General features: G+C 55.8%; 22 protein-coding genes. 20 read left to right on the top strand and 2 right to left on the bottom strand.

Annotation, left to right across the window (positions count from 1 at the left end):
* Window positions 1-11 precede the first annotated feature (11 nt).
* The 3 genes from araH to otsA all read left to right on the top strand — a co-directional run bounded on the left by araH (window position 12) and on the right by otsA (window position 3,377).
* Window positions 12-998 (top strand): L-arabinose ABC transporter permease AraH, encoded by a 987-nt coding sequence (araH, locus tag VF709_RS02040; RefSeq protein WP_013096046.1) that lies wholly within the window; start codon window positions 12-14, stop codon window positions 996-998.
* A 176-nt stretch (window positions 999-1,174) separates the two neighbouring features.
* On the top strand, window positions 1,175-1,978 hold the full coding sequence (otsB, locus tag VF709_RS02035; protein WP_013096047.1) for a trehalose-phosphatase: 804 nt from the start codon (window positions 1,175-1,177) through the stop codon (window positions 1,976-1,978).
* Window positions 1,953-3,377, top strand: coding sequence for an alpha,alpha-trehalose-phosphate synthase (gene otsA / locus VF709_RS02030; protein WP_440230814.1), 1,425 nt, complete (start codon window positions 1,953-1,955; stop codon window positions 3,375-3,377). The genes otsB and otsA overlap by 26 nt, the downstream gene beginning before the upstream one ends.
* A gap of 15 nt (window positions 3,378-3,392) precedes the next feature.
* Here the strand turns inward: otsA and uspC are convergent, their stop codons facing one another.
* Window positions 3,393-3,821 carry a universal stress protein UspC gene (gene uspC / locus VF709_RS02025; RefSeq protein ID WP_040019960.1) on the bottom strand — a complete coding sequence of 143 codons (429 nt, stop codon included), beginning with the start codon at window positions 3,819-3,821 and terminating at the stop codon, window positions 3,393-3,395.
* Window positions 3,822-4,615: 794 nt separating this feature from the next.
* On the opposite strand from uspC, the gene flhD reads away from it, so the two are divergent.
* From flhD to cheW, 6 genes are all read left to right on the top strand, one after another.
* A complete protein-coding gene (gene flhD, locus VF709_RS02020; RefSeq protein ID WP_013096050.1) occupies window positions 4,616-4,966 on the top strand; it encodes a flagellar transcriptional regulator FlhD in 351 nt (116 codons plus the stop codon).
* A 2-nt stretch (window positions 4,967-4,968) separates the two neighbouring features.
* Window positions 4,969-5,547, top strand: coding sequence for a flagellar transcriptional regulator FlhC (gene flhC / locus VF709_RS02015; RefSeq protein WP_013096051.1), 579 nt, complete (start codon window positions 4,969-4,971; stop codon window positions 5,545-5,547).
* A gap of 123 nt (window positions 5,548-5,670) precedes the next feature.
* On the top strand, window positions 5,671-6,558 hold the full coding sequence (motA, locus tag VF709_RS02010; RefSeq protein WP_008500417.1) for a flagellar motor stator protein MotA: 888 nt from the start codon (window positions 5,671-5,673) through the stop codon (window positions 6,556-6,558).
* On the top strand, window positions 6,555-7,484 hold the full coding sequence (gene motB / locus VF709_RS02005; protein WP_013096052.1) for a flagellar motor protein MotB: 930 nt from the start codon (window positions 6,555-6,557) through the stop codon (window positions 7,482-7,484). Before motA ends, motB begins: the two co-directional genes overlap by 4 nt.
* 4 nt (window positions 7,485-7,488) lie before the next feature.
* Window positions 7,489-9,525, top strand: coding sequence for a chemotaxis protein CheA (gene cheA / locus VF709_RS02000; RefSeq protein ID WP_028027937.1), 2,037 nt, complete (start codon window positions 7,489-7,491; stop codon window positions 9,523-9,525).
* A gap of 19 nt (window positions 9,526-9,544) precedes the next feature.
* The gene (gene cheW, locus VF709_RS01995) at window positions 9,545-10,048 is read left to right on the top strand and encodes a chemotaxis protein CheW (RefSeq protein WP_013096054.1); all 504 of its coding nucleotides are present in this window, start codon (window positions 9,545-9,547) and stop codon (window positions 10,046-10,048) included.
* 104 nt (window positions 10,049-10,152) lie between these two features.
* Here the strand turns inward: cheW and VF709_RS01990 are convergent, their stop codons facing one another.
* Entirely contained in the window at window positions 10,153-11,412 is a 1,260-nt protein-coding gene (locus tag VF709_RS01990; protein ID WP_023620134.1) for a dicarboxylate/amino acid:cation symporter, read from the bottom strand.
* Window positions 11,413-11,840: 428 nt separating this feature from the next.
* On the opposite strand from VF709_RS01990, the gene VF709_RS01985 reads away from it, so the two are divergent.
* The 11 genes from VF709_RS01985 to cheZ all read left to right on the top strand — a co-directional run bounded on the left by VF709_RS01985 (window position 11,841) and on the right by cheZ (window position 23,464).
* Window positions 11,841-12,413, top strand: coding sequence for a spore coat protein U domain-containing protein (locus VF709_RS01985; RefSeq protein ID WP_013096056.1), 573 nt, complete (start codon window positions 11,841-11,843; stop codon window positions 12,411-12,413).
* A 12-nt stretch (window positions 12,414-12,425) separates the two neighbouring features.
* Window positions 12,426-12,974 (top strand): Csu type fimbrial protein, encoded by a 549-nt coding sequence (locus VF709_RS01980; RefSeq protein WP_028027938.1) that lies wholly within the window; start codon window positions 12,426-12,428, stop codon window positions 12,972-12,974.
* Window positions 12,975-12,990: 16 nt separating this feature from the next.
* Complete coding sequence (locus VF709_RS01975; protein ID WP_028027939.1) at window positions 12,991-13,752, top strand: fimbrial biogenesis chaperone; 762 nt, start codon at window positions 12,991-12,993, stop codon at window positions 13,750-13,752.
* The gene (locus VF709_RS01970) at window positions 13,728-16,112 is read left to right on the top strand and encodes a fimbria/pilus outer membrane usher protein (protein WP_095439694.1); all 2,385 of its coding nucleotides are present in this window, start codon (window positions 13,728-13,730) and stop codon (window positions 16,110-16,112) included. The genes VF709_RS01975 and VF709_RS01970 overlap by 25 nt, the downstream gene beginning before the upstream one ends.
* On the top strand, window positions 16,109-17,071 hold the full coding sequence (locus tag VF709_RS01965) for a Csu type fimbrial protein (RefSeq protein ID WP_038420939.1): 963 nt from the start codon (window positions 16,109-16,111) through the stop codon (window positions 17,069-17,071). The genes VF709_RS01970 and VF709_RS01965 overlap by 4 nt, the downstream gene beginning before the upstream one ends.
* A gap of 85 nt (window positions 17,072-17,156) precedes the next feature.
* Complete coding sequence (gene tar / locus VF709_RS01960) at window positions 17,157-18,824, top strand: methyl-accepting chemotaxis protein II (protein WP_095452728.1); 1,668 nt, start codon at window positions 17,157-17,159, stop codon at window positions 18,822-18,824.
* 44 nt (window positions 18,825-18,868) lie between these two features.
* Window positions 18,869-20,470, top strand: a complete 1,602-nt coding sequence (gene tap / locus VF709_RS01955; protein WP_029882322.1) for a methyl-accepting chemotaxis protein IV — start codon at window positions 18,869-18,871, stop codon at window positions 20,468-20,470.
* 19 nt (window positions 20,471-20,489) lie between these two features.
* On the top strand, window positions 20,490-21,356 hold the full coding sequence (gene cheR, locus VF709_RS01950) for a protein-glutamate O-methyltransferase CheR (RefSeq protein WP_008500429.1): 867 nt from the start codon (window positions 20,490-20,492) through the stop codon (window positions 21,354-21,356).
* Entirely contained in the window at window positions 21,353-22,402 is a 1,050-nt protein-coding gene (locus VF709_RS01945; RefSeq protein WP_440230806.1) for a protein-glutamate methylesterase/protein-glutamine glutaminase, read from the top strand. Before cheR ends, VF709_RS01945 begins: the two co-directional genes overlap by 4 nt.
* A gap of 17 nt (window positions 22,403-22,419) precedes the next feature.
* Complete coding sequence (cheY, locus tag VF709_RS01940) at window positions 22,420-22,809, top strand: chemotaxis response regulator CheY (RefSeq protein WP_008500431.1); 390 nt, start codon at window positions 22,420-22,422, stop codon at window positions 22,807-22,809.
* Window positions 22,810-22,819: 10 nt separating this feature from the next.
* Window positions 22,820-23,464, top strand: a complete 645-nt coding sequence (gene cheZ, locus VF709_RS01935) for a protein phosphatase CheZ (protein ID WP_013096065.1) — start codon at window positions 22,820-22,822, stop codon at window positions 23,462-23,464.
* Window positions 23,465-23,492: the final 28 nt, after the last annotated feature.

Below are 23,492 nucleotides of genomic sequence, written 5' to 3'. Positions count from 1 at the left end.
AGGAGTTAATGATGTCCTCTGTTACTACATCCGGAGCGCCGAAATCGAAATCGGCCTTCAGTTTTGGCCGCATCTGGGATCAGTACGGCATGCTGGTAGTCTTTGCCGCACTCTTTGTCGCCTGCGCGATCTTTGTGCCCAACTTTGCCACCTTCATTAATATGAAAGGGCTGGGGCTGGCCATTTCCATGTCCGGTATGGTGGCCTGCGGGATGCTGTTCTGTCTGGCCTCGGGCGATTTCGACCTGTCAGTGGCCTCCGTCATTGCCTGCGCTGGCGTCACCACGGCGGTGGTAATCAACATGACCGAAAGCCTGTGGATTGGCGTGCTGGCGGGTCTGCTGCTGGGCGTTATCAGCGGTCTGGTTAACGGGTTTGTGATTGCCCGCCTGAAGATTAACGCCCTGATCACCACGCTTGCGACCATGCAGATTGTGCGCGGTCTGGCCTATATCATCTCCGACGGTAAAGCGGTGGGGATTGAAGACGAGCGCTTCTTCACCCTGGGCTATGCGAACTGGCTGGGTTTGCCTGCGCCAATCTGGCTGACGGTGGCCTGTCTGATCCTGTTCGGCTTCCTGCTTAACCGCACCACGTTTGGCCGAAATACCCTGGCGATCGGCGGTAATGAGGAAGCGGCGCGACTGGCGGGTGTACCGGTGGTGCGCACTAAGATCATTATCTTTGTGCTCTCCGGTCTGGTCTCGGCGGCAGCGGGGATTATTCTGGCATCGCGCATGACCAGCGGCCAGCCTATGACCTCCATTGGGTACGAGCTGATCGTCATTTCAGCCTGCGTGTTGGGCGGGGTTTCGCTGAAAGGTGGCATCGGAAAAATCTCATATGTAGTGGCCGGTATCCTCATTTTGGGGACGGTAGAGAACGCCATGAACCTGCTGAATATTTCGCCGTTCTCCCAGTATGTGGTTCGTGGCCTGATCCTGCTCGCAGCCGTGATTTTCGACCGTTACAAGCAAAAAGCGAAGCGTACCGTGTAACGTTCTTCCTGTCTTTTAATTGCTCAACTTATAACCTTAGTTGACGCCTGAACCGCCCCGCCAGTTCCGCTGGCGGGGCGGTTGTCAAATGGCGAGCGACGTCACACTGTCTATACTTACATGGCTATGAAAGAGGTAAAGGCGTTTACCTCTCGTAAACCGTAAGGAGGACCAGGGTGGCTGACTTGTTAACCGCACCGCCTGTACTGCCCGGACACTATGCTTTCTTTTTCGATCTCGACGGCACGCTCGCCGGGATAAAACCGCACCCCGACCAGGTGGTTATCCCGGAGGCGGTATTACAGGATTTGCATCAGCTCTCGCAAATGAATGAGGGAGCACTGGCATTGATATCAGGGCGCTCAATGGCCGAGCTGGATCTGCTCGCCAGTCCTTACCACTTTCCGCTGGCCGGTGTACACGGAGCGGAGCGCCGCGACATCCATGATCACACGCACATCGTTTCACTCCCCGATGCATTAATCGAAAAGCTGCAGGCGCAGCTCGCTGCTGCACTGGCTGAACTGCCGGGCACGGAGCTGGAAGCCAAAGGGATGGCCTTTGCTTTGCACTATCGCCAGGCACCGCAGCATGAAGAGGCCGTGCTTGCGCTCGCCGCCAGGGTCGCGCAGGCGCATCCTGAGCTGGCGCTGCAGCCGGGTAAATGCGTCGTGGAGCTTAAACCGAAAGGGATCAATAAAGGGGCTGCGATCGCCGCGTTTATGGCAACGCCGCCTTTCCGGGGCCGGACGCCCGTTTTTCTTGGGGATGACCTGACCGATGAGGCTGGGTTTCGTGTAGTGAATCAGGCCGGAGGGATCTCCGTGAAGGTTGGGCCTGGTGACACTGAAGCCGAATGGCGTCTGGCAAATGTGACCAGCGTCTGGCAGTGGATATCTGACATCGCTAACCAGCAACAACAACAAATAGCGCAAAACAAAGGGGGAAACCATTATGGGTCGCTTAGTCGTCGTCTCTAACCGTATCGCACCGCCTGACGATAAAAAAGCCAGTGCAGGTGGGCTGGCGGTGGGGGTATTAGGTGCCTTAAAAGCTGCTGGCGGGCTGTGGTTTGGCTGGAGTGGTGACATCTGTGAGGAAGAAAAACCACTTAAAAAGGTGACGCGCGGCAACATCACCTGGGCGTCATTCGCCCTGAAAGAGAAAGATTATGACGAGTACTACTCCCAGTTCTCGAATGCCGTGCTGTGGCCCGCATTCCACTACCGTCTGGACCTGGTCAAATTTCAGCGAGAATCGTTTGAAGGCTACAGCCGCGTCAATGCGCTGCTGGCGGATAAACTGCTGCCTTTAATCGAGGAAGACGATATTTTATGGATCCACGATTATCATCTGCTTCCCTTCGCCCGTGAGCTGCGAAAACGCGGAGTCAACAACCGCACCGGCTTCTTCCTCCATATTCCATTCCCGACACCGGAAATTTTTACCGCGCTGCCGCCGCATGAAGAGCTGCTGGAAGCGCTGTGTGATTACGATTTGTTGGGCTTCCAGACTGAGAATGACCGCATTGCGTTCCTGGATTCGGTATCGGGCAAAACACGCCTGATGACGAAAGGGGGCAAAACGCATACGGCCTGGGGTAAAACGTTCCACACCGAAGTCTATCCGATTGGGATAGAGCCGGATGAGATTGCTGAGCAGGCGTCTGGTCCGTTGCCGCCGAAGCTGGCGCAGCTTAAAAACGAGCTGAAACACGTGAAGAATATCTTCTCGGTGGAGCGTCTCGACTACTCCAAAGGGCTACCGGAGCGCTTCCTGGCGTATGAAACGCTGCTGGATAAATATCCGCAGCACCACGGTAAAATCCGCTATACGCAGATTGCACCTACGTCGCGTGGGGAAGTGCAGGCCTATCAGGATATTCGTCATCAACTGGAGACGGAAGCAGGGCGCATCAACGGCCGCTACGGTCAGCTGGGCTGGACGCCGCTGTTTTATCTGAACCAACACTTTGACCGTAAGATCCTGATGAAGGTGTTCCGCTATGCTGACGTCGGTCTCGTAACACCGCTGCGCGACGGGATGAACCTGGTGGCAAAGGAGTATGTGGCGGCACAAGATCCGGCCGATCCGGGGGTGCTGGTGCTTTCTCAGTTTGCGGGAGCCGCGAACGAACTCACTTCAGCGCTCATCGTGAACCCTTACGACCGGGATGATGTGGCGAACGCGCTCAACCGTGCTCTGACGATGCCGCTGACGGAACGTATTTCCCGTCATGCGGAAATGATGGATACGATCCGCGAGAACGATATTAATCACTGGCAGGCACGTTTTATTCGCGATTTGCGTAATATTGAGCCGCAAAGCCATGAAGGCGTTCTGCAAAAAAAGATCGCGACTTTCCCTAAACTGGCGTGATATTCCTCTGGGGGTTTAACGACCCCCAAGAGGCACCAACAGCACATCAACCAGGCTTGAGGCGACTATCGATTTCGCCGCGCAGGCCGCCCGTGAAATAAAGCTTTGGTTATGATTACCGCATATCACTAAATCAATTTTCTCTTTGCGACATACGTCGAGAATATGCGCATTCAGTTCACCTGTCGCAATGACGGTCTGATAAATGGGATATTGCGCTTTCTCCACCAGCTCCTGCAGAAATTGCTGCGTTTCTTCCTGTAATACCCCACGAATATCTTCCAGCATGGGGGCTGCCAGTTGATTGTACATCTCGGGTTCGGCCGCAAGGGTAATTAAGCTGATGCGCGCATTATGCGGGCGGGCGATGGACACCGCCCGGGCAACGAGTTGGTGACTTTCCGGTGAAACTGCAACAGAAACAAGAAGATGGGAGTAACTCATCACGCACTCCTTAGCTGTCTGAAAAACCGCGTCTGTGTCAGCATTACCGCGAAATCAGCACTTCTGCAAGAGGTGAATACGTCATTAGTGTGAAGCTTCTCATAATTATTCATTAATTATTCTTATAAGAAGAATAACGGCAAACCGCGTGCAAATGAAAAAAATTAACAACTTAACGTAAATCACACATTTTGATGCGCGTGATGTTAAATCGTTTTAAAGCGTTATAGACGCAATGTGAATGATCACGCTTTGAAACAAATTTTTCACCCCTCAAGCATAACTGTATGTTTTTCATAGGTAATGAAAATGTGGCCCTGAGATGTATAGCGTGTGAATTGTTGCGGTAGTCGCTATTGCTCAAAAAAGCAATCGCCATGCGCCTTCTGTTCACACTTCTGCATGAGTATTCGTCCATAAAGAATATAAAATGGTCTTGATCGGTTAAAAAATGAACAAATTACAAGGCTCACTGATGGATTTATGGATGATATTCACTTAAATTATGTGACATGGATCACATTTTTTTTAAATTTGAGGATGGCTGCATTGTATGTGTCAAAACTGACGAGTAGAGTTTGCGTCGAATTAGGAAAAATCTTAGTTATTTGTAAGAAACGATAAAACATGTAAGAAGCGCATCCGCGCTTCGTTGGTGCACGTTTTGCAGAATACAAACCTAAATTCAACTATGCATTTAGCCTTTTTTTTAAATACCGGGTGTTTTCCCGGCGACATCACGGGGTGCGGTCTTTCCGCATAAAAATAATAGTTGGTTATTCGGGATGGGAAAAATGCATACATCCGAGTTGCTAAAACATATCTATGACATCAACCTGTCATATTTACTGCTCGCGCAGCGATTGATTAGTCAGGACAAAGCGTCCGCGATGTTTCGTTTAGGTATTAACGAAGAGATGGCAACCATGCTGGGCGGGTTAACCCTGCCGCAAATGGTTAAACTGGCTGAAACGAATCAACTGGTTTGCCAGTTCCGCTTCGATAATCCTCAGACTATCACGCGGCTGACACAGGAATCTCGTGTGGACGATCTGCAACAGATCCATACCGGTATTCTTCTCTCCACCCGCTTGCTCAACGAAATCAGCCAGCCTGATGACGCAGCCCGTAAAAAAAGAGCGTAGAAATGAGCGAGAAAAGCATTGTTCAGGAAGCGCGTGACATACAGTTGGCCATGGAGCTGATTACACTGGGTGCTCGTTTACAAATGCTGGAAAGCGAAACTCAGTTGAGCCGTGGTCGTCTCATCAAACTGTACAAAGAGTTACGTGGTAGTCCCCCACCGAAAGGAATGTTGCCGTTTTCAACGGACTGGTTTATGACCTGGGAGCAGAACATTCACGCCTCCATGTTCTGTAATGCCTGGCAGTACCTTCTCAAAACCGGTTTGTGTAGCGGCGTCGATGCCGTGATCAAAGCGTATAAACTTTACCTTGAACAATGCCCACAGCAGGAAGAGGGTCCCCTGCTGGCGCTGACCCGCGCATGGACGCTGGTGCGTTTTGTTGAGAGCGGAATGCTTGAATTGTCGCGCTGCAACTGCTGCGATGGCAATTTCATTACCCATGCTCATCAGCCTGCAGGCAGCTTCGCCTGTAGTTTATGTCAGCCTCCATCCCGTGCAGTAAAAAGACGTAAACTTTCCCGGGATGCTGCCGATATTATTCCACAACTGCTGGATGAACAGATCGAACAAGCTGTTTAACCCGAACGTGTGGGAAAGATTCCAGCAGCGGTAAGCCATTACCGCTGCTTTTTTTTATCCTGGATTCGGTAAACGCTGCGAGCTGAACGTCCTTGCCATAGTCACTAGCGGAAGGATGATGTCGTGCTTATCTTATTAGGTTACCTGGTAGTTCTCGGTACAGTTTTCGGCGGTTACATGATGACCGGCGGGCACCTTGGAGCACTCTATCAACCGGCTGAACTTATTATCATCGGCGGCGCAGGGGTAGGGGCTTTTATCGTTGGCAACAACGGGAAATCGATCAAGGGGACGCTGAAAGCTATTCCATTGCTGTTCCGTCGCTCGAAATACACCAAAAGCATGTATATGGATCTACTGGCTCTGCTCTATCGCCTGATGGCGAAGTCGCGCCAGCAGGGGATGTTCTCGCTGGAACGGGATATCGAAAACCCGAAAGAGAGCGAGATTTTTGCCAGCTACCCGCGCATCCTTGCCGATGCCATGATGCTGGATTTCATTGTCGATTACCTGCGCCTGATCATCAGCGGCAATATGAATACCTTCGAAATTGAAGCGCTGATGGACGAAGAGATCGAAACCCACGAGAGCGAATCCGAAGTGCCGGCCAACAGCCTGGCGCTGGTGGGGGACTCATTGCCGGCCTTCGGTATCGTGGCGGCGGTCATGGGGGTTGTTCACGCGCTGGCCTCGGCGGATCGCCCGGCGGCAGAGCTGGGGGCGCTGATTGCCCACGCCATGGTGGGAACCTTCCTCGGTATTTTGCTGGCGTATGGTTTTATCTCTCCACTGGCCAGCGTTCTGCGCCAGAAGAGCGCGGAAACCACCAAAATGATGCAGTGCGTGAAGATTACGCTGCTCTCTAACCTCAACGGTTATGCGCCACCGATCGCGGTTGAGTTTGGCCGTAAAACGCTTTACTCCAGCGAGCGTCCGTCGTTTATCGAGCTTGAAGAACACGTGCGTGCGGTGAAAAACCCAAACCAACAGACGACAACTGAGGACGCATGAAAAACCAGTCCCATCCGATCGTCATCGTAAAAAAGCGCAAGCATAAGGGGCATGGGCACGGTGCGCATGGCTCCTGGAAAATTGCCTACGCCGATTTTATGACCGCAATGATGGCCTTCTTTCTGGTGATGTGGTTGATCTCGATCTCCAGCCCGAAAGAGCTGATTCAGATTGCGGAATACTTCCGTACGCCGTTGGCGACTGCGGTCTCCGGTGGGCCGCGTATCTCTAACAGTGACAGCCCGATCCCCGGCGGCGGCGATGATTACACTCAGAAGCAGGGTGAGGTGAAAAAAGAGCCGAACATCGACGAGCTGAAGAGAAAGATGGAGCAGGCGCGTCTGAAGAAACTGCGCGGCGATCTCGATCAGCTGATTGAAGCGGACCCGAAACTGCGCGCGCTGCGACCGCATCTGAAGATCGATCTGGTGCAGGAAGGGCTGCGTATCCAGATTATTGATAGCCAGAACCGCCCGATGTTCAAAACCGGTAGCGCCGAGGTTGAACCCTATATGCGCGATATTTTGCGCGCCATTGCGCCGGTGCTGAACGGTATTCCAAACCGCATTAGCCTGTCAGGCCACACGGATGACTTCCCGTACGCCACGGGCGAGAAGGGATACAGCAACTGGGAGCTTTCTGCCGATCGTGCCAACGCCTCGCGTCGCGAGCTGGTGGCGGGTGGGCTTGATGATGGCAAGGTACTGCGCGTGGTCGGCATGGCAGCAACCATGCGTGTCTCCGACCGCGGGCCGGATGACGCCATCAACCGTCGTATCAGTCTTTTAGTGCTGAACCAGCAGGCGGAGCAGGCCATCCTGCATGAAAACGCCGAAAGTCAGAATGAGTCACTGGACGATTTAAAACAGCCTGGGGCCGTTCCTTCGGCTGCCGTTCCAACATCGCCACCAGCCAATCCGAGGTGATAGCGTGAGCATGGATATTAGCGATTTTTACCAGACATTCTTTGATGAAGCCGACGAATTGTTGGCGGATATGGAGCAACATTTGCTGGATTTGGTGCCAGAAGCGCCAGACTCCGAGCAGCTCAATGCCATCTTCCGCGCTGCGCACTCCATTAAAGGCGGAGCCGGAACATTTGGATTTACCATCCTGCAGGAAACCACCCATTTAATGGAAAACCTGCTTGATGAAGCACGACGCGGTGAGATGCAGCTCAATACCGACATTATCAACCTGTTTTTGGAAACCAAAGATATTATGCAGGAACAGCTCGACGCCTATAAAAGTTCGGCAGAGCCTGATGCCGCCAGCTTTGAATACATCTGCAATGCGCTGCGCCAGCTTGCGCTGGAAGCAAAAGGTGAGGTCGCCGCAGCCGTTGTTCCTGCAGCCAAACTGAGCGTTGTTGATGCGCCAGCGGCTGAAGATGCAGCACCTGCCGCCGCTAAAGCGGGGAAACTGCGCGTTGTGCTGTCACGCCTGAAAGAGAACGAAGTCAACCTGCTGGAAGAGGAGCTGGGTAACCTGGCGACATTAAGCAACGTGGTAAAAGGCAAAGACAGCCTTGCTGCGACGCTCGATGACGGTATCAGCCAGGACGACATCGTGGCAGTGCTGTGCTTTGTTATCGAAGCCGATCAAATCGCCTTTGAAACGGAAGCGGTTGCCGTTGACGCGCCTGCTGCAGTGGAGGAGGTTGCCGCTGTGGCTCAGGCTGCTGCGCCCGCGGTCGCCCCTGCTGCCCCGGCGTTGAAAGCCGTTCCTAAAGAAGCTGCTGCCCCGGGCCGTGGTGAAAAACCGGCGGCGCGCTCCAGCGAATCGACCAGCATCCGCGTTGCCGTAGAGAAGGTTGACCAGCTGATCAACCTGGTCGGCGAGCTGGTGATCACCCAGTCAATGCTGGCCCAGCGTTCTAACGAACTGGATCCGGTCACGCACGGCGATCTGATTACCAGCATGGGGCAGTTACAGCGTAACGCCCGCGATCTGCAGGAATCGGTGATGTCCATCCGTATGATGCCGATGGAGTACGTGTTTAGCCGCTTCCCGCGTCTGGTGCGCGACCTGGCCGGTAAACTCAATAAACAGATTGAACTGACGTTGATGGGCAGCTCCACCGAGCTGGATAAGAGCCTGATTGAACGCATTATCGATCCGTTAACGCACCTGGTGCGTAACAGCCTGGACCACGGTATCGAACTGCCGGAAAACCGTATTGCCGCCGGAAAATCCCCGGTCGGTAACCTGATCCTGTCTGCGGAGCACCAGGGCGGGAACATCTGTATTGAAGTAACCGATGACGGCGCGGGCCTTAACCGCGAGCGTATCCTGGCGAAGGCGATTTCGCAGGGGATGGCGGTCAGCGAAAACATGACCGATGAAGAAGTGGGCATGCTGATCTTCGCCCCGGGTTTCTCAACCGCCGAGCAGGTGACGGATGTCTCCGGACGCGGCGTGGGAATGGACGTGGTGAAGCGTAACATTCAGGAAATGGGCGGCCACGTCGAAATCCAGTCTAAGCAAGGTTCTGGTACCACCATTCGTATTTTACTGCCGCTGACGCTGGCGATCCTCGACGGTATGTCGGTGAAAGTGGCGGACGAAGTCTTCATTCTGCCGCTGAACGCGGTAATGGAATCACTGCAGCCACGTGAAGAAGATCTGCACCCACTGGCAGGTGGCGAGCGTGTGCTCGAAGTGCGTGGGGAATACCTGCCGCTGGTGGAACTGTGGAAAGTCTTCGAAGTCGACGGGGCGAAAACAGAGGCCACGCAGGGTATCGTCGTGATCCTGCAAAGTGCGGGTCGCCGCTACGCGCTGCTGGTTGACCAGTTGATTGGTCAGCACCAGGTAGTGGTGAAAAACCTCGAAAGCAACTACCGCAAAGTGCCGGGTATTTCTGCCGCCACCATTCTGGGTGATGGTAGCGTGGCGCTGATCGTCGACGTGTCGGCGCTTCAGGGATTAAATCGTGAACAACGTGTGGCGTACACAGCCGCCTGATTAAGTAAAGGGTAAGAACATGACCGGTATGAGTAATGTAACGAAACTGGCGGGCGAGCCATCAGGACAGGAGTTCCTGGTATTCACTTTAGGCGATGAGGAGTACGGCATCGATATCCTGAAAGTGCAGGAAATTCGTGGTTACGATCAGGTTACCCGCATCGCGAACACGCCAGCGTTTATTAAAGGCGTCACCAACCTGCGCGGCGTGATTGTGCCTATCGTTGACCTGCGCGTGAAGTTCAGCCAGGGCGATGTGGAGTATAACGATAACACCGTGGTGATTGTCCTCAATCTGGGGCAGCGCGTGGTCGGTATCGTGGTGGATGGTGTGTCTGACGTGCTCTCACTGACGTCTGACCAAATCCGTCCGGCGCCGGAGTTTGCGGTCACGCTGTCTACCGAGTACCTGACGGGGCTGGGTGCGCTGGGTGAGCGTATGTTGATTCTGGTAAACATCGAGAAGCTGTTGAACAGCGAAGAGATGGCATTGCTGGATATCGCGGCGAACCATGTAGCGTAGGTAAATGCAAAACGGCAATCCAGGTTGCCGTTTTTTGTGTTTGCTCCCCCTCCCACAGGGAGAGGGGTGGGGTGAGGGCATCAGGCCACACCCCTTTTGTACTCTTACACTTCCTGCTCTACCAGCTCCGCTTCAGCTTCCCGCGCCCCTTCATTCTGCGACAGCATTGCGGTTGCAATCCCGTTACCCAGCACGTTAATGGCGGAACGCCCCATATCCAGGAAGTGGTCGATCCCCATCAGCAGCAGAATACCCGCCACCGGAATATTAAAGCTTGGGATGGTCGCCGCCAGTACCACCAGCGAAGAGCGTGGTACCCCCGCAATGCCTTTTGATGCCAGCATCAGCGTCAGCATCAGAACGGTAACCTCAGAGAAACTCAAATGAATATTGTACGCCTGAGCGATAAACATTGAGGCAAAAGAGCAGTAGACCATCGAACCGACCAGGTTAAAGGAATACCCAATTGGCAGGACGAAAGAGGCGATGCTGCGCGAGCAGCCAAATCGCTCCAGTTGCTCAAGAGTTTTCGGATACGCTGCCTCGGAGCTGCTGGTGGTAAAGGCGACCAGCACCGGATCTTTCAGCATGCTGAGCAGGCGGAACACCTCTTTTTTCAGCACCATGTAACCCACTGCCAGCAACACCATGCAGGTGAGCAGGATCGCCACATAGTAGCCGCCAATAAAGGAGGCATAGTTCAGCAGAATGCCGAGACCCTGGGTGGCAATCACCGACGAGATCGCGGCGAAAATCGCCAGCGGGGCAACATACATGACGTAGCCCGTGACCTTCAGCATTATATGGGATACCACATCCAGCGCCGCGACCAGCGGGGCGTTGAATTTCTGGCCCAGCGACGCGCCGCCGATGCCAAAGAACATGGAGAACACTACAATTTGCAGAATTTCATTGTTCGCCATCGCCCCGGCAATGCTGGTCGGAATGGTGTGTGAGAGGAACGCTTTCAGGGTCATGCCGCCGACGGCCAGCCCGGTATCCACTGCTTCAGTGGGGATCGTCAGGTTCAGACCGCTGCCTGGATGCTCCAGAGTGACAATAAACAGCCCCACCAGAATAGAAAGCACCGATGAGCTGATAAACCATACCATCGCTTTACCGCCTACGCGGCCAATAGTCGAGGTTTCGCCCATTTTCATAATGCCGACCGTCAACGTGCTGAAGACCAACGGTGCAATCACCATTTTGATCAGTCGCAGGAAAATATCGGTGAGAAGCGTAATGTTATCCGACCAGGTTTTGATGGCATCCGCAGATGCGTATTCATGAATGGCCGCCCCTGAAAGAATACCCGCCAGCATGAATATCACGATGAAGAGCGTAAGTTTGTTTGCACTTGCCACGAAAAAGACCCCTATGCGCTGTAGATGTCGCCCGCGCCGATATATATGGATTTTTTATTACTGCGCGGGAAATTATTCGGCACATAAATTGAAGTAAAGCGGGGGGAGATACAACTCCTTTTTAAATTTTATTAATTTTGTTGCTAATGCCGCGACGATATATTGTGACGCTTATCACACTTTAATGGGATATATCCTCAGGCAACATTCGGTAAATTCCGTTTATAAATCAATAACCCAATGTTTCTAAAATCATTTCTCTGTCAATCGGACAAGGGGGTGACTGACATGGCCGCCAGTGGTCGAAGCGATAACCATAAACTAAATTCTCAATAACCCCCTCGGAGGAACATTAAGCGGGGCTAACATCTTGAACGTTAAAACTAAATTGTTGTACGTGAACGGAGACGTCTTCTGGAGGGTGGTAAATGAAAAGAAAACGCCTTTTGACCTGCGCTGGCATTCTGTTAACCGCGACAACCGCCCATCAGGCGCTGGCGGTCACCAGTAGTGGCACTATCGGCGCGACGCTGACATTGACAAACGGGTGTCTGATTAATGGATCGCCCACTCAAAACGGCATTAACTTCGGGACACTGGATTTCGGGACCCATCCTGCAACCTTTTCCACCCTGACGACGCAGTTGACCGGTGCCAGCGGCGGAAACACCTTCACGATTCAATGTACAACCGCCAGCTACACGGTGGCGATAACCGGGAATACCAACTCCACTGCGCCGGGCACCGTCGTTGGCACGACGGGGACACCCGCCCGCTATCTGATCAACACCACCAACACGGCGCAGGGTGTGGCATACAGCCTGTATAGCGACAGCGGATTTAATAACGTTGTGGCGAATAACGCGGCATTGCCGATCGCGTCCACGGCCGGTGGGGTGGACAGTTACACCCTCTACGGGCGTATTACCGGCGGCGGAAACAGCGTTACGGTGGTACCGGGGACCTACACCGACACCATAAATGTCAGCGTAACCTATTAGCCCACTTAGCCCATGAAGACCGCTTTTTCAGGTCTGCGCCACTGCGCAGAGGGGATCGTGCATCTTTTTTTTACGCTGATCCTCGGGCTGGCGCTGGTGCCGGCCGCTATGGCCGTCACGTCGCAGTCCTTTAAGGTCAGCGCGACCATTGTGCCGGGATGCGCGGTGAGCACCGGCAGTGGGGGGCTGTTAGGCACGCTGAACTTCGGTACCCATACCGGCGTGGAGAGTGCTCCGGTGAGCACCAGCTTCGTACCAAACGGGGCACTCTCGATCGCCTGTACGCCAGGCGTGGCGCTGAGTATGAGTATTAACGGCGGGCAGAATTACGCCTCCGTGCGGCGAATGACGCGTAACGGCGGGAACGACGTGGTGGGATACCGGCTTTACAGCAGCAGTTCACTTGCGGCGAACAGCGAAATAGGGGTCAACCAGGCGATTCCGGTGACCTATACCAACAGCAATAACATCGCGCTGCCGCTGTTTGGCGTGGCGCTATTGACCGGGTTCAGCCCGGCAGGAACCTATTCTGATCAACTTACCGTGACCTTGTCATGGTGATAAAGGGAGAGAGTCGATGACGGCATATTTCAGGCACATATGTCTGGGAAGTTTGCTGGGGGTGATGGCCGTGGCGGCAGGCCAGGTGCAGGCCGCCGCCACCATTCTGTTATGGCCTATCGATCCGTGGCTGGCGGCTGATGCCAAAGCCACGGAGCTGTGGATCCAGAATCAAGGAAACAGCCCAACCACCATGCAGGTACGCATTGTGCGCTGGAAGCAGGAGGGCGGGTTCGAACGTTACAGTGCCCAGCAGGATGTGGTGGCCAGCCCGCCAATTGTCACCATCGCAGCGGGTAGCAAGCAGCTTATTCGTCTTATCAAACAGGGGACGGTTCCGGTGGGGGTCGAGCAGGCCTACCGCATTATTGTCGATGAAATTCCTCAGCCGGACAACAAAGCCGAACCGGCTATTGGTCTCAAACTGCAGATGCGTTATTCCATTCCCCTTTTTGTCTATGGGCAGGGGATCCCGACAAGCAAAGAGGGGGCGCACCATGCGTTTGTGGATACGCACAACCTCAGCTGGCGGGTAAAAAATGAGGGCGGACAGCCTCACCTGGAGGTTAACAACCGGGGCGATGTACACGTCAGGCTCAGTCAGGTTTCGCTGGTGCAGGGCGGGCAGAAACGTCCTGTTGCTGAGGGATTGCTGGGCTACGTGCTGGCGGGCAGTACCCGCAGCTGGGCCATCCCGGCCGGAATTCGGCAGCCAGACCAGATGCGCGCGCAGATTAACGCCAGGGATGAACAATGGCAGTCGACGCCCGTCAACTGAAACCGGCGATGATGATCCTGCTTTGCGTCACGACCAGCGCCTGGGCAGAACCCGGCGATGACAGTTTACCGCCGCCTCCCGAGGCCCGGGCGGTGAACGATGAGGCGGTTTTTCAGCTTGGCCTCATAGTGAACCACTACGATACCGGTCTGGTGGTGCCCGTGACGCAGCGTAAAGGCGCTTACTTTGTCTCGAGCGCCGATTTGCTGCGTGCCGGGCTGCCGCCGGAGCATGTGCCGACCGGCGAGGTGGATCTCTCATCGCTTGCTCAGGTTCGCGTGGAGTACGACAGCGCCGGACAGCGTCTGCTGCTCACCGTGCCCCGCGAATGGGTGGCCTCCCGGGTGACCTCCTTTGGCGGGCAAACCGCGCAAAGCAAACCTCACTTTGGGCGCGGGGCGCTGCTGAATTACGATCTTTATACTAACCACACGGAACACGTGGGCGGCCAGGCTTCTCTGTGGCATGAGTTCCGCTACTTCAATGAACGCGGCTCGCTCTCTTCTACCGGTTATGTGCGGAAAAATTTCGCTGGCGATGACGGCCAGCAGGCCGGATATGTGCGCTATGACACCACCCTGCTGGTCACCAACGAAGAGGACGCCACCACCTGGACGGCCGGGGATGTGATCAGCGATGCCCTGAGCTGGAGCTCCAGCGTGCGAATGGGTGGGATAAGCTATGGGCGTGACTTCTCCCTGCGCCCGGATCTGGTGACCTGGCCGCTGCCGGAATTCTCCGGGGAAGCAGCGGTTCCCACCTCGGTCGATCTCTTTATTAATGGCTATCGGTCTGGTTCTACGCAGCTTCAGCCGGGCCCCTTTACCCTGACGAATCTGCCCTATATTAACGGGGCCGGAGACGCGGTGCTGATCACCACCGATGCGCTGGGACGGCAGGTGAGCACTACGCTGCCGTTCTATGTCACCAGCGAACTGCTTAAACGCGGCTTGAGCGATGGGGCGGTGACGCTGGGAAGCCTGCGGCGCAACTACGGGATCGACAATTTTGATTATGGTCCGGCGGCGGGCAGCGGTTCTTATCGCTACGGGGTAACGGACTGGCTGACCCTTGAAGCTCACGCGGAAGGGGCGGAGTCGCTGGCGCTGGGCGGGGCCGGGACGGTGGTGAAGCTCGGGCACTTTGGCGTTGTGAATACCGCGTATACCCAAAGCCGGATGCGCGGCGATGAGGGCGGGCAGATCGCCTGGGGCTATCAGTACAGTACCAGCGATTTTAGCCTTGCCACTCAACATACGCGACGCGATCGCGGTTTTGGCAACCTGGCCCTCTATGACCAGCCGACGATCTATGACGAAAACGACCGGCCTGTCGCCAGCTTCAGCCGCAATACCGATCAATATTCCCTGACTTTTAACCTTGGGCAGTACGGCAATATCGGGGCTGCCTGGATCGGTGTGGAGAGTTTTGACAGCCAGAAAACAGAACTGCTTAACCTCTCATGGAGCCGCAACCTGTGGGGCGCGAGCAGTCTTTACCTCGCCGCAAGCCGTGATCAGCAGCGGGGCGACTGGACGGTTGCACTCTCGCTACAGGTCCCGCTTGGGGAACGGGACAGCGCCGCAGTCACCTTCGAAAACACGCCGGAGGCAGGCAGCACGCAGCGCATCAACTACAACCACTCCATGCCTTCCGATGGCGGGTTAAGCTGGAACATGGCATGGGCGCATCAGTCGCGGGCGAACAATTATCAGCAGGGAACCTTGGGCTGGCGTAACAATAATATCGAAGTGCAGGGCGGGGCCTACGGTGAAAAGGACATGATGACCTGGTGGAGCGAGGCGCTGGGCTCCATTGTGCTGATGGACGGCGAGCTGTTTGCGGCGAATAAAATCAACGACGCCTTTGTGGTGATCAGCACCGATGGTCAACCGGATGTACCCGTCAGCTACGAGAATCAGCCGGTCGGCAAAACGAATCGCAACGGCTATCTGCTGGTGAGCGGCGTGTCGGCCTATTACCCGGCCAGTTACCGCATTGACACCCTTAATCTGCCTGCCGATACGCGTCTGAAAGAGACCGAACGCCGGATTGCGATCCGCCGCCACAGCGGTTATCTGGTGGACTTCCCGATGGAGCAGGAGCGGGTGGCAAGTGTCATTCTGCATGATGCCGAGGGACAGGCCATTCCGGTGGGCAGCCAGGTCAGACGTGCCTCACGCAGCAACGCGGTGGTGGGTTATGACGGGATCGCCTGGCTGGAAAATCTTAGCGACGTCAATTCGCTGGAGGTGATCACCCCGACGGGCAAACGGTGCCTGGTGACGCTGACCGTTGGCGCGAACCCGGAACACAGGCTGCAAACCTACGGGCCGCTGGTATGTCGGGAGGCACGGTGACGCGTTATCTGCTGGTGATTCTGCTGCTCTTCTCCGGTGCCAGCGGCGCGGCCTGCACCGTCAGTACGGTGAATGCGTCGTTTGGCAGCGTGACCTCGTTCGCGCTGAGCGGAACCGGGGAAGTGGAAACCACCGGCACGCTGGTGGTGGCCTGCGATACGGTCCTCAACCTGCTTACCAACGACTCGGTGGCGCTGACTTACACCTCGGCATCGATATTCGCCAACAGTCGCGCCACCCTGAAGCGCACGGACAATGCGGCTATTACCGATGTCATACCCACGCGCCTGTGCGCTGCCTCCGGCTGTGGCGGTAGCAGCGAAGTGCAGATCGGTAATGCCTATACCTGGAGCGGGAACACGCTGCTCGGGCTGCTGGGGTCGAAGCGCTACAACATTCCGCTCTATTTCCGTACGGTGCCGGGGCAGAACGTCTCGGCCGGCCCGTATCAGGTGCTGCTGACATTCAGCATCAATTACAACGTCTGTGCCGTTGGCGCTGCCGGACTTTGCCTGACGCCGCAAACCGGCACGGCCACCACCACGATCCTTCTCAACATGACCGTCACTAACGACTGCAGCACCATGACCACCCCGGACGTGAATTTCAACAGCGCGCCGCTGGTACAAAGTTTTCCCACCGTCTCGCAGGCCATCGCCGTCACCTGCACCAAAGGCAGTACCTATACCATAGGGATTAACAATGGTGCCAATGCGCTGAACAACGTTCGTCGCATGGTGAGCGGCAGTAACTACATGAGTTACGACATCTATAAAGAAGCTACCACCAACCGCTGGGGCAGCAGCGGCACCGAACGCTGGACCAGTGCGACCTCGTCCCAGGTCAGTACCGACGGATTACTGCGTACCTACAATTACACCGCCAAAGTCCTGACCGGGCAGGCCACGCCCCCCGCCGGAACCTATACCGACACGCTGATTGTTGACGTGGCGTTCTAACCCCCGCGCTTTTCCCTTTCGCAAATGTAAAGTTCCTGTGGCCTGTGCCGATAACACCGTTAATAAATCTATGAGAAGGTGTTGTATGTTGAACCGTATCCGCGTTGTCACAATGCTCATGATGGTGCTGGTCATTTTCGCACTACTTCAGCTTATCTCCGGTGGGCTTTTTTTCTCGTCGTTAAAACAGAATCAGGACAGTTTCGCCGCCTCAAACGATCTGCGCCTGCAGCAGAGTGAACTCACGTCAACGTGGGATTTGATGCTGCAAACGCGTATCAACCTGAGCCGCTCCTCCGCCCGCATGATGATGGATCCCAATAACCAGCAGAGCAGCGCGAAAACCGATCTGCTGAAAAATGCCCGCGCAACCCTTGCGGATGCCGCAAAGCACTACGACGCCTTTAAGAAGATCGCCCCGCAGCCTGCCATGGAGCAGGTGAGCCAGAATATCGACGAAAAATATAACGCCTACTATGCCGGTCTGACGGAGCTTATCCAGTTCCTGGAGAGCGGCAACATGGACGCCTATTTCGCCCAGCCGACACAAGGAATGCAAAACGCGCTTGGCGCGGCGCTGAGTGAATACGCCAAAGCCAGCGCAGATCTCTACCACTCGGCCTTTACGGAAAGCCAGAATGATTACCGCTTTGCCAAATGGCAGATGGCGGTAATGGCGCTGGCGCTGGCCATTGTGCTGATCGCGGTATGGTACGGCATTCGCCATAGCCTGCTGAACCCACTGGGTCGCGTCATTGCCCATATCCGCGAGATTGCGAGCGGCGATTTGACCAAAACGCTCACTGTCTCCGGGCGGAATGAAATCTCCGAACTGGCCAACAGCGTAGACCATATGCAGCGTTCGCTTATCGATACCGTTGCCAACGTGCGTAGCGGCACGGATGCCATCTATACCGGCACCAGCGAAATTGCGATGGGCAATAACGATCTCTCTTCCCGTACCGAACAACAGGCCTCCGCGCTGGAAGAGACCGCGGCCAGCATGGAACAGCTCACCGCCACCGTGAAGCAGAACGCGGATAACGCGCGTCAGGCTTCTCAGCTGGCAGAAAGCGCGTCCGAAACGGCGCAGCGTGGCGGTCGGGTGGTGGATGGTGTGGTGAAAACCATGCATGAAATTGCCGACAGCTCGAAGAAAATCGCTGACATCATCAGCGTGATCGACGGCATTGCCTTCCAGACCAATATCCTGGCGCTGAACGCCGCCGTTGAGGCCGCGCGTGCGGGTGAACAGGGGCGCGGGTTTGCGGTGGTGGCCGGTGAAGTACGTAATCTCGCCAGCCGCAGTGCTAACGCGGCGAAAGAGATTAAAGCCCTGATTGAAGACTCGGTTTCCCGCGTCGATACCGGCTCCGTGCTGGTGGAAAGCGCAGGGGAGACCATGAATGACATCGTGAATGCCGTTACCCGCGTAACGGACATCATGGGTGAAATCGCCTCTGCCTCTGATGAGCAGAGTCGTGGTATCGACCAGGTTGCCCTGGCGGTATCGGAAATGGATCGCGTGACACAGCAAAACGCCGCTCTGGTGCAGGAGTCCGCCGCGGCGGCCGCTGCTCTGGAAGACCAGGCGAGCCGTCTGAAGATGGCCGTCTCGGCGTTTCGTCTCGCTTCACTCGCTGGAAATACGGTCACCCCGCAAGCCACGTATCGTGCGCCCGCCGCTGAGCCGGCGGCCACGCGTACCCGCGCCGCGACGACCGGACATGATGAAAACTGGGAAACATTTTGACTGACATTTAAACCGCGGCTGCTTGCCGCTTGATGGGAGCGTGGATGTTAAATCGTATTCGTATCTCGACCACACTGTTTTTGATTCTGATCCTTTGCGGTGTGTTGCAGGTTGGCAGTAACGGGTTGTCTTTTTGGGCGTTTCGCGATGGCTATCAGAATTTGCAGGAAGTTGAGGCGAGTAATCAGCAGCGCTCCGCACTGGCACAAACGCGTGCCGTGCTGTTGCAGGCAAGCACTGCGCTGAACAAGGCGGGAACCTTAACCGCGCTGAGTTATCCGCCGGATGATATCAAGGCGCTGATGGCGACGGCGCGCAACAGCCTTAAACAGGCCGACGCGCAGTTCAAAACGTTCACCGCGCAGGAGGACGTCAGCGAAAAAGGGAAAGCGCTGAAAGCTGCCATGAAGAAGAACTTTGAGCAGTGGCACAGCGATCTGGATCACCAGGCGACCTGGCTTGAGAACAACCAGCTCTCGGACTTTATGAGCGCGCCGGTGCAGGCCTCACAGGCGGCGTTTGATGACAGCTTTAACGCCTGGCAGCAGGATATTAACCAGTTTGTTCAGCGCGCAGGGGAAAGCAGCCGCATGAGCTACCACATGTCCGGCGTGATTTTTACCGTGGTGGTGATTCTGGCGGCACTGCTGACCGGTGCCGCGCTGCTCTGGTCGCGCAAGATGATTGTTCAGCCGCTGGCGATTATCAGCAGCCACTTCGACAGCATTGCGAAGGGGGATCTGGCGCGTCCGGTGGCGGTGTATGGCAAAAACGAAATTTCGGCGATCTTTGCCAGCCTGAAGGCGATGCAAGGATCGCTACGGGAAACGGTCTCCGATGTGCGCCAGGGCAGCTATGCCATGCACACCGGGATCTCAGAGATTGCGGCTGGCAATAACGATCTCTCTTCCCGCACCGAGCAACAGGCGGCCTCGCTGGCGCAAACGGCGGCCAGCATGGAACAGCTGACTGCGACGGTAAGCCAGAACGCCGACAACGCGCGCCAGGCGTCAGACCTGTCAAAACAGGCGGCGATGACGGCGAAGAAGGGGGGCGACCAGGCGTCTCATGTGGCCAGCACCATGCAGGATATTGCCGCCAGTTCGCAGAAAATTGGCGACATCATCAGCGTGATTGATGGCATTGCGTTCCAGACCAACATTCTGGCGCTGAACGCGGCTGTGGAAGCGGCGCGTGCGGGTGAGCAGGGGCGCGGGTTTGCGGTGGTGGCGGGTGAAGTCCGTAACCTGGCGAGCCGCAGCGCCAACGCGGCGAAAGAGATCAAAGGGCTGATTGAAGAGTCTGTCTCCCGCGTCCAGCAAGGCTCCGCGCTGGTGGATACGGCGGCGAAAACCATGCACGAGATTGTCACCTCCGTTACGCGGGTGAACGACATCATGGGCGAAATTGCCTCGGCGTCTGATGAGCAGCGTCGCGGGATTGAGCAGGTGGCCCAGGCGGTAAGCCAGATGGATCAGGTCACGCAGCAGAATGCCTCGTTAGTGGAGGAAGCGGCAGCGGCAACCGATCAGTTGGCCAGTCAAGCGGATCATCTGACCGGACTGGTCGCGGTATTTAATGTCAAAGAGCACGTTGAAGCAGTAACAGAAGTCGGGCGGTCGCAGGCCGTGCCAGTTGTATCCTGAATGTAATTAAGAAGGCGCTATGACATCACCAATGCCTCCAGGGCAAACGTCATTATTGTTGCAGATGACACAGCGCCTCGCGCTGTCCGACGCGCATTTTCGTCGGATATGTCAGTTAATTTACCAGCGTGCGGGGATCGTGCTTGCTGACCATAAGCGAGACATGGTCTACAACCGTCTGGTGCGGCGCCTGCGTACGCTGGGGCTGGATGACTTTGGTCGCTACCTGAGCATGCTCGAAGCGAACCAGAACAGCGCCGAGTGGCAGGCTTTTATTAACTCTTTAACCACTAACCTGACGGCCTTTTTCCGCGAAGCTCATCACTTCCCGGTACTGGCAGAGCACGCCCGCCGTCGCACCGGGGAGTATCGCGTCTGGAGTGCGGCGGCCTCGACCGGGGAAGAGCCTTACTCGCTGGCGATCACCCTTGCCGATACCCTGGGAATGGCGCCGGGTCGCTGGAAAGTGTACGCCAGCGATATCGACACCGAAGTGCTGGAGAAGGCGCGTAACGGCGTCTATCGCCAGGATGAGCTGAAGACGTTGTCGCCTCAGCAGCTTCAGCGTTACTTCATGCGCGGTACCGGCCCGCATGAAGGGCTGGTGCGCGTGCGCCAGGAGCTGGCGAACTGCGTGGAGTTTGCACCGGTTAACCTGCTGGATAAGCAGTACAACGTGCCGGGGCCTTTCGACGCCATTTTTTGCCGTAACGTCATGATCTATTTTGATAAAACGACGCAACAGGACATTCTGCGTCGGTTTGTTCCGTTGCTCAAGCCTGACGGTTTACTGTTTGCCGGGCACTCGGAAAACTTCAGCAACCTCGTGCGTGAGTTTAGCCTGCGTGGGCAAACGGTATATGCGCTGAGTAAGGAAAAAGCATGAGTAAAATCAGGGTATTGTCTGTCGATGATTCGGCGCTGATGCGCCAGATCATGACTGAAATTATCAATAGCCACAGTGACATGGAGATGGTCGCTACCGCGCCGGATCCGCTGGTAGCGCGGGATTTAATTAAAAAATTTAACCCCGACGTGCTGACGCTGGATGTCGAGATGCCGCGCATGGATGGTATTGATTTCCTGGAAAAGTTGATGCGTCTGCGTCCGATGCCGGTGGTGATGGTCTCATCGCTGACCGGCAAAGGCTCGGAAATTACGCTGCGCGCGCTGGAGCTGGGGGCGGTGGATTTCGTCACCAAACCCCAGCTTGGCATTCGTGAAGGCATGCTGGCCTACAGCGAAATGATCGCCGAGAAGATCCGCACCGCCTCGCGCGCGAAGCTCGCGGCCCATAAGCCAACGGCTGCCCCGGCAACCCTGAAGGCGGGTCCGTTACTCAGCTCGGAAAAACTGCTGGTGATTGGCGCATCAACCGGAGGAACAGAGGCAATTCGCCATGTACTCCAGCCATTGCCGCTTTCCAGTCCGGGTATTTTGATTACTCAACATATGCCGCCAGGCTTTACCCGCTCATTCGCGGAGCGTCTGAACAAGCTGTGCCAGATCAGCGTGAAAGAGGCGGAAGATGGCGAACGTGTGCTCCCGGGTCATGCTTACATCGCGCCGGGCGATAAGCATATGGAGCTGGCGCGCAGCGGCGCTAACTATCAAATCAAAATTCATGACGGGCCGCCGGTAAACCGGCACCGTCCGTCGGTGGATGTGCTGTTTCATTCGGTGGCGAAACATGCGGGGCGCAACGCCGTTGGGGTGATCCTGACGGGGATGGGCAACGATGGTGCCGCCGGAATGCTTGCAATGCACCAGGCTGGCGCCTGGACGATTGCGCAGAATGAAGCAAGTTGTGTGGTGTTCGGCATGCCGCGCGAGGCCATCAATATGGGTGGCGTGAGCGAAGTGGTCGATCTTAGCCAGGTAAGCCAGCAGATGCTGGCGAAAATCAGTGCCGGACAGGCAATACGTATTTGACTCAGGAGTATTATTTTATGGCGGATAAAGAGCTTAAGTTTTTGGTTGTGGATGACTTTTCCACCATGCGTCGCATTGTGCGCAACCTGCTGAAAGAGTTGGGCTTCAACAACGTTGAAGAAGCAGAAGACGGCGTGGATGCGCTGAACAAACTGCAGGCGGGCGGGTTTGGTTTTGTTATCTCTGACTGGAACATGCCGAACATGGATGGTCTGGAACTGCTGAAAACCATCCGCGCGGATGCAGGCATGGCCTCTATGCCGGTGCTGATGGTGACCGCAGAAGCGAAAAAAGAGAACATCATTGCCGCTGCACAGGCGGGCGCAAGCGGCTATGTGGTGAAGCCATTCACCGCGGCGACCCTGGAAGAGAAGCTCGGTAAGATCTTCGAGAAACTCGGCATGTGAGGTGTTGGTTATGATGCAACCTGCTATGAAACCCGTTGAAGAACATTCGCCCAGCGATATCATTGCCCGCATCGGCAGCCTGACACGCATGCTGCGTGACAGCCTGCGTGAACTGGGGCTGGACCAGGCAATCGCAGAAGCGGCGGAAGCGATTCCTGACGCGCGTGACCGTCTGGACTACGTTGTGCAGATGACCGCGCAAGCGGCTGAACGTGCGCTGAACAGCGTTGAAGCGTCACAACCGCACCAGGATGCGATGGAAAAGGGCGCGAAAGCGCTGACCAAACGCTGGGATGAGTGGTTTGAGAATCCTATCGAGCTGGCGGATGCCCGCGAGCTGGTGACGGATACCCGTCAGTTCCTGGGCGATGTACCGGGCCACACCAGCTTCACCAACGCTCAGCTGCTGGACATCATGATGGCGCAGGATTTCCAGGACCTGACCGGTCAGGTTATCAAGCGCATGATGGATGTGATTCAGGAGATTGAACGTCAGCTGCTGATGGTGCTGCTGGAAAACATCCCGGAACCGGCTGCACGTCCGAAACGCGAGAACGAAAGCCTGCTTAATGGCCCACAGCTCGACGCCACCAAAGCGGGCGTTGTGGCAAGCCAGGATCAGGTAGACGACCTGCTGGACAGCCTCGGCTTCTGATACGCCTTTCCGCCTCAGGTGTGCATGC

The sequence above is a fragment of the Enterobacter sp. Lyrl_3 genome, assembly GCF_051948675.1.
Taxonomy (GTDB): Bacteria; Pseudomonadota; Gammaproteobacteria; order Enterobacterales; family Enterobacteriaceae; genus Enterobacter; species Enterobacter cloacae.
This window is presented reverse-complemented; position numbering and strand designations above follow the sequence as displayed.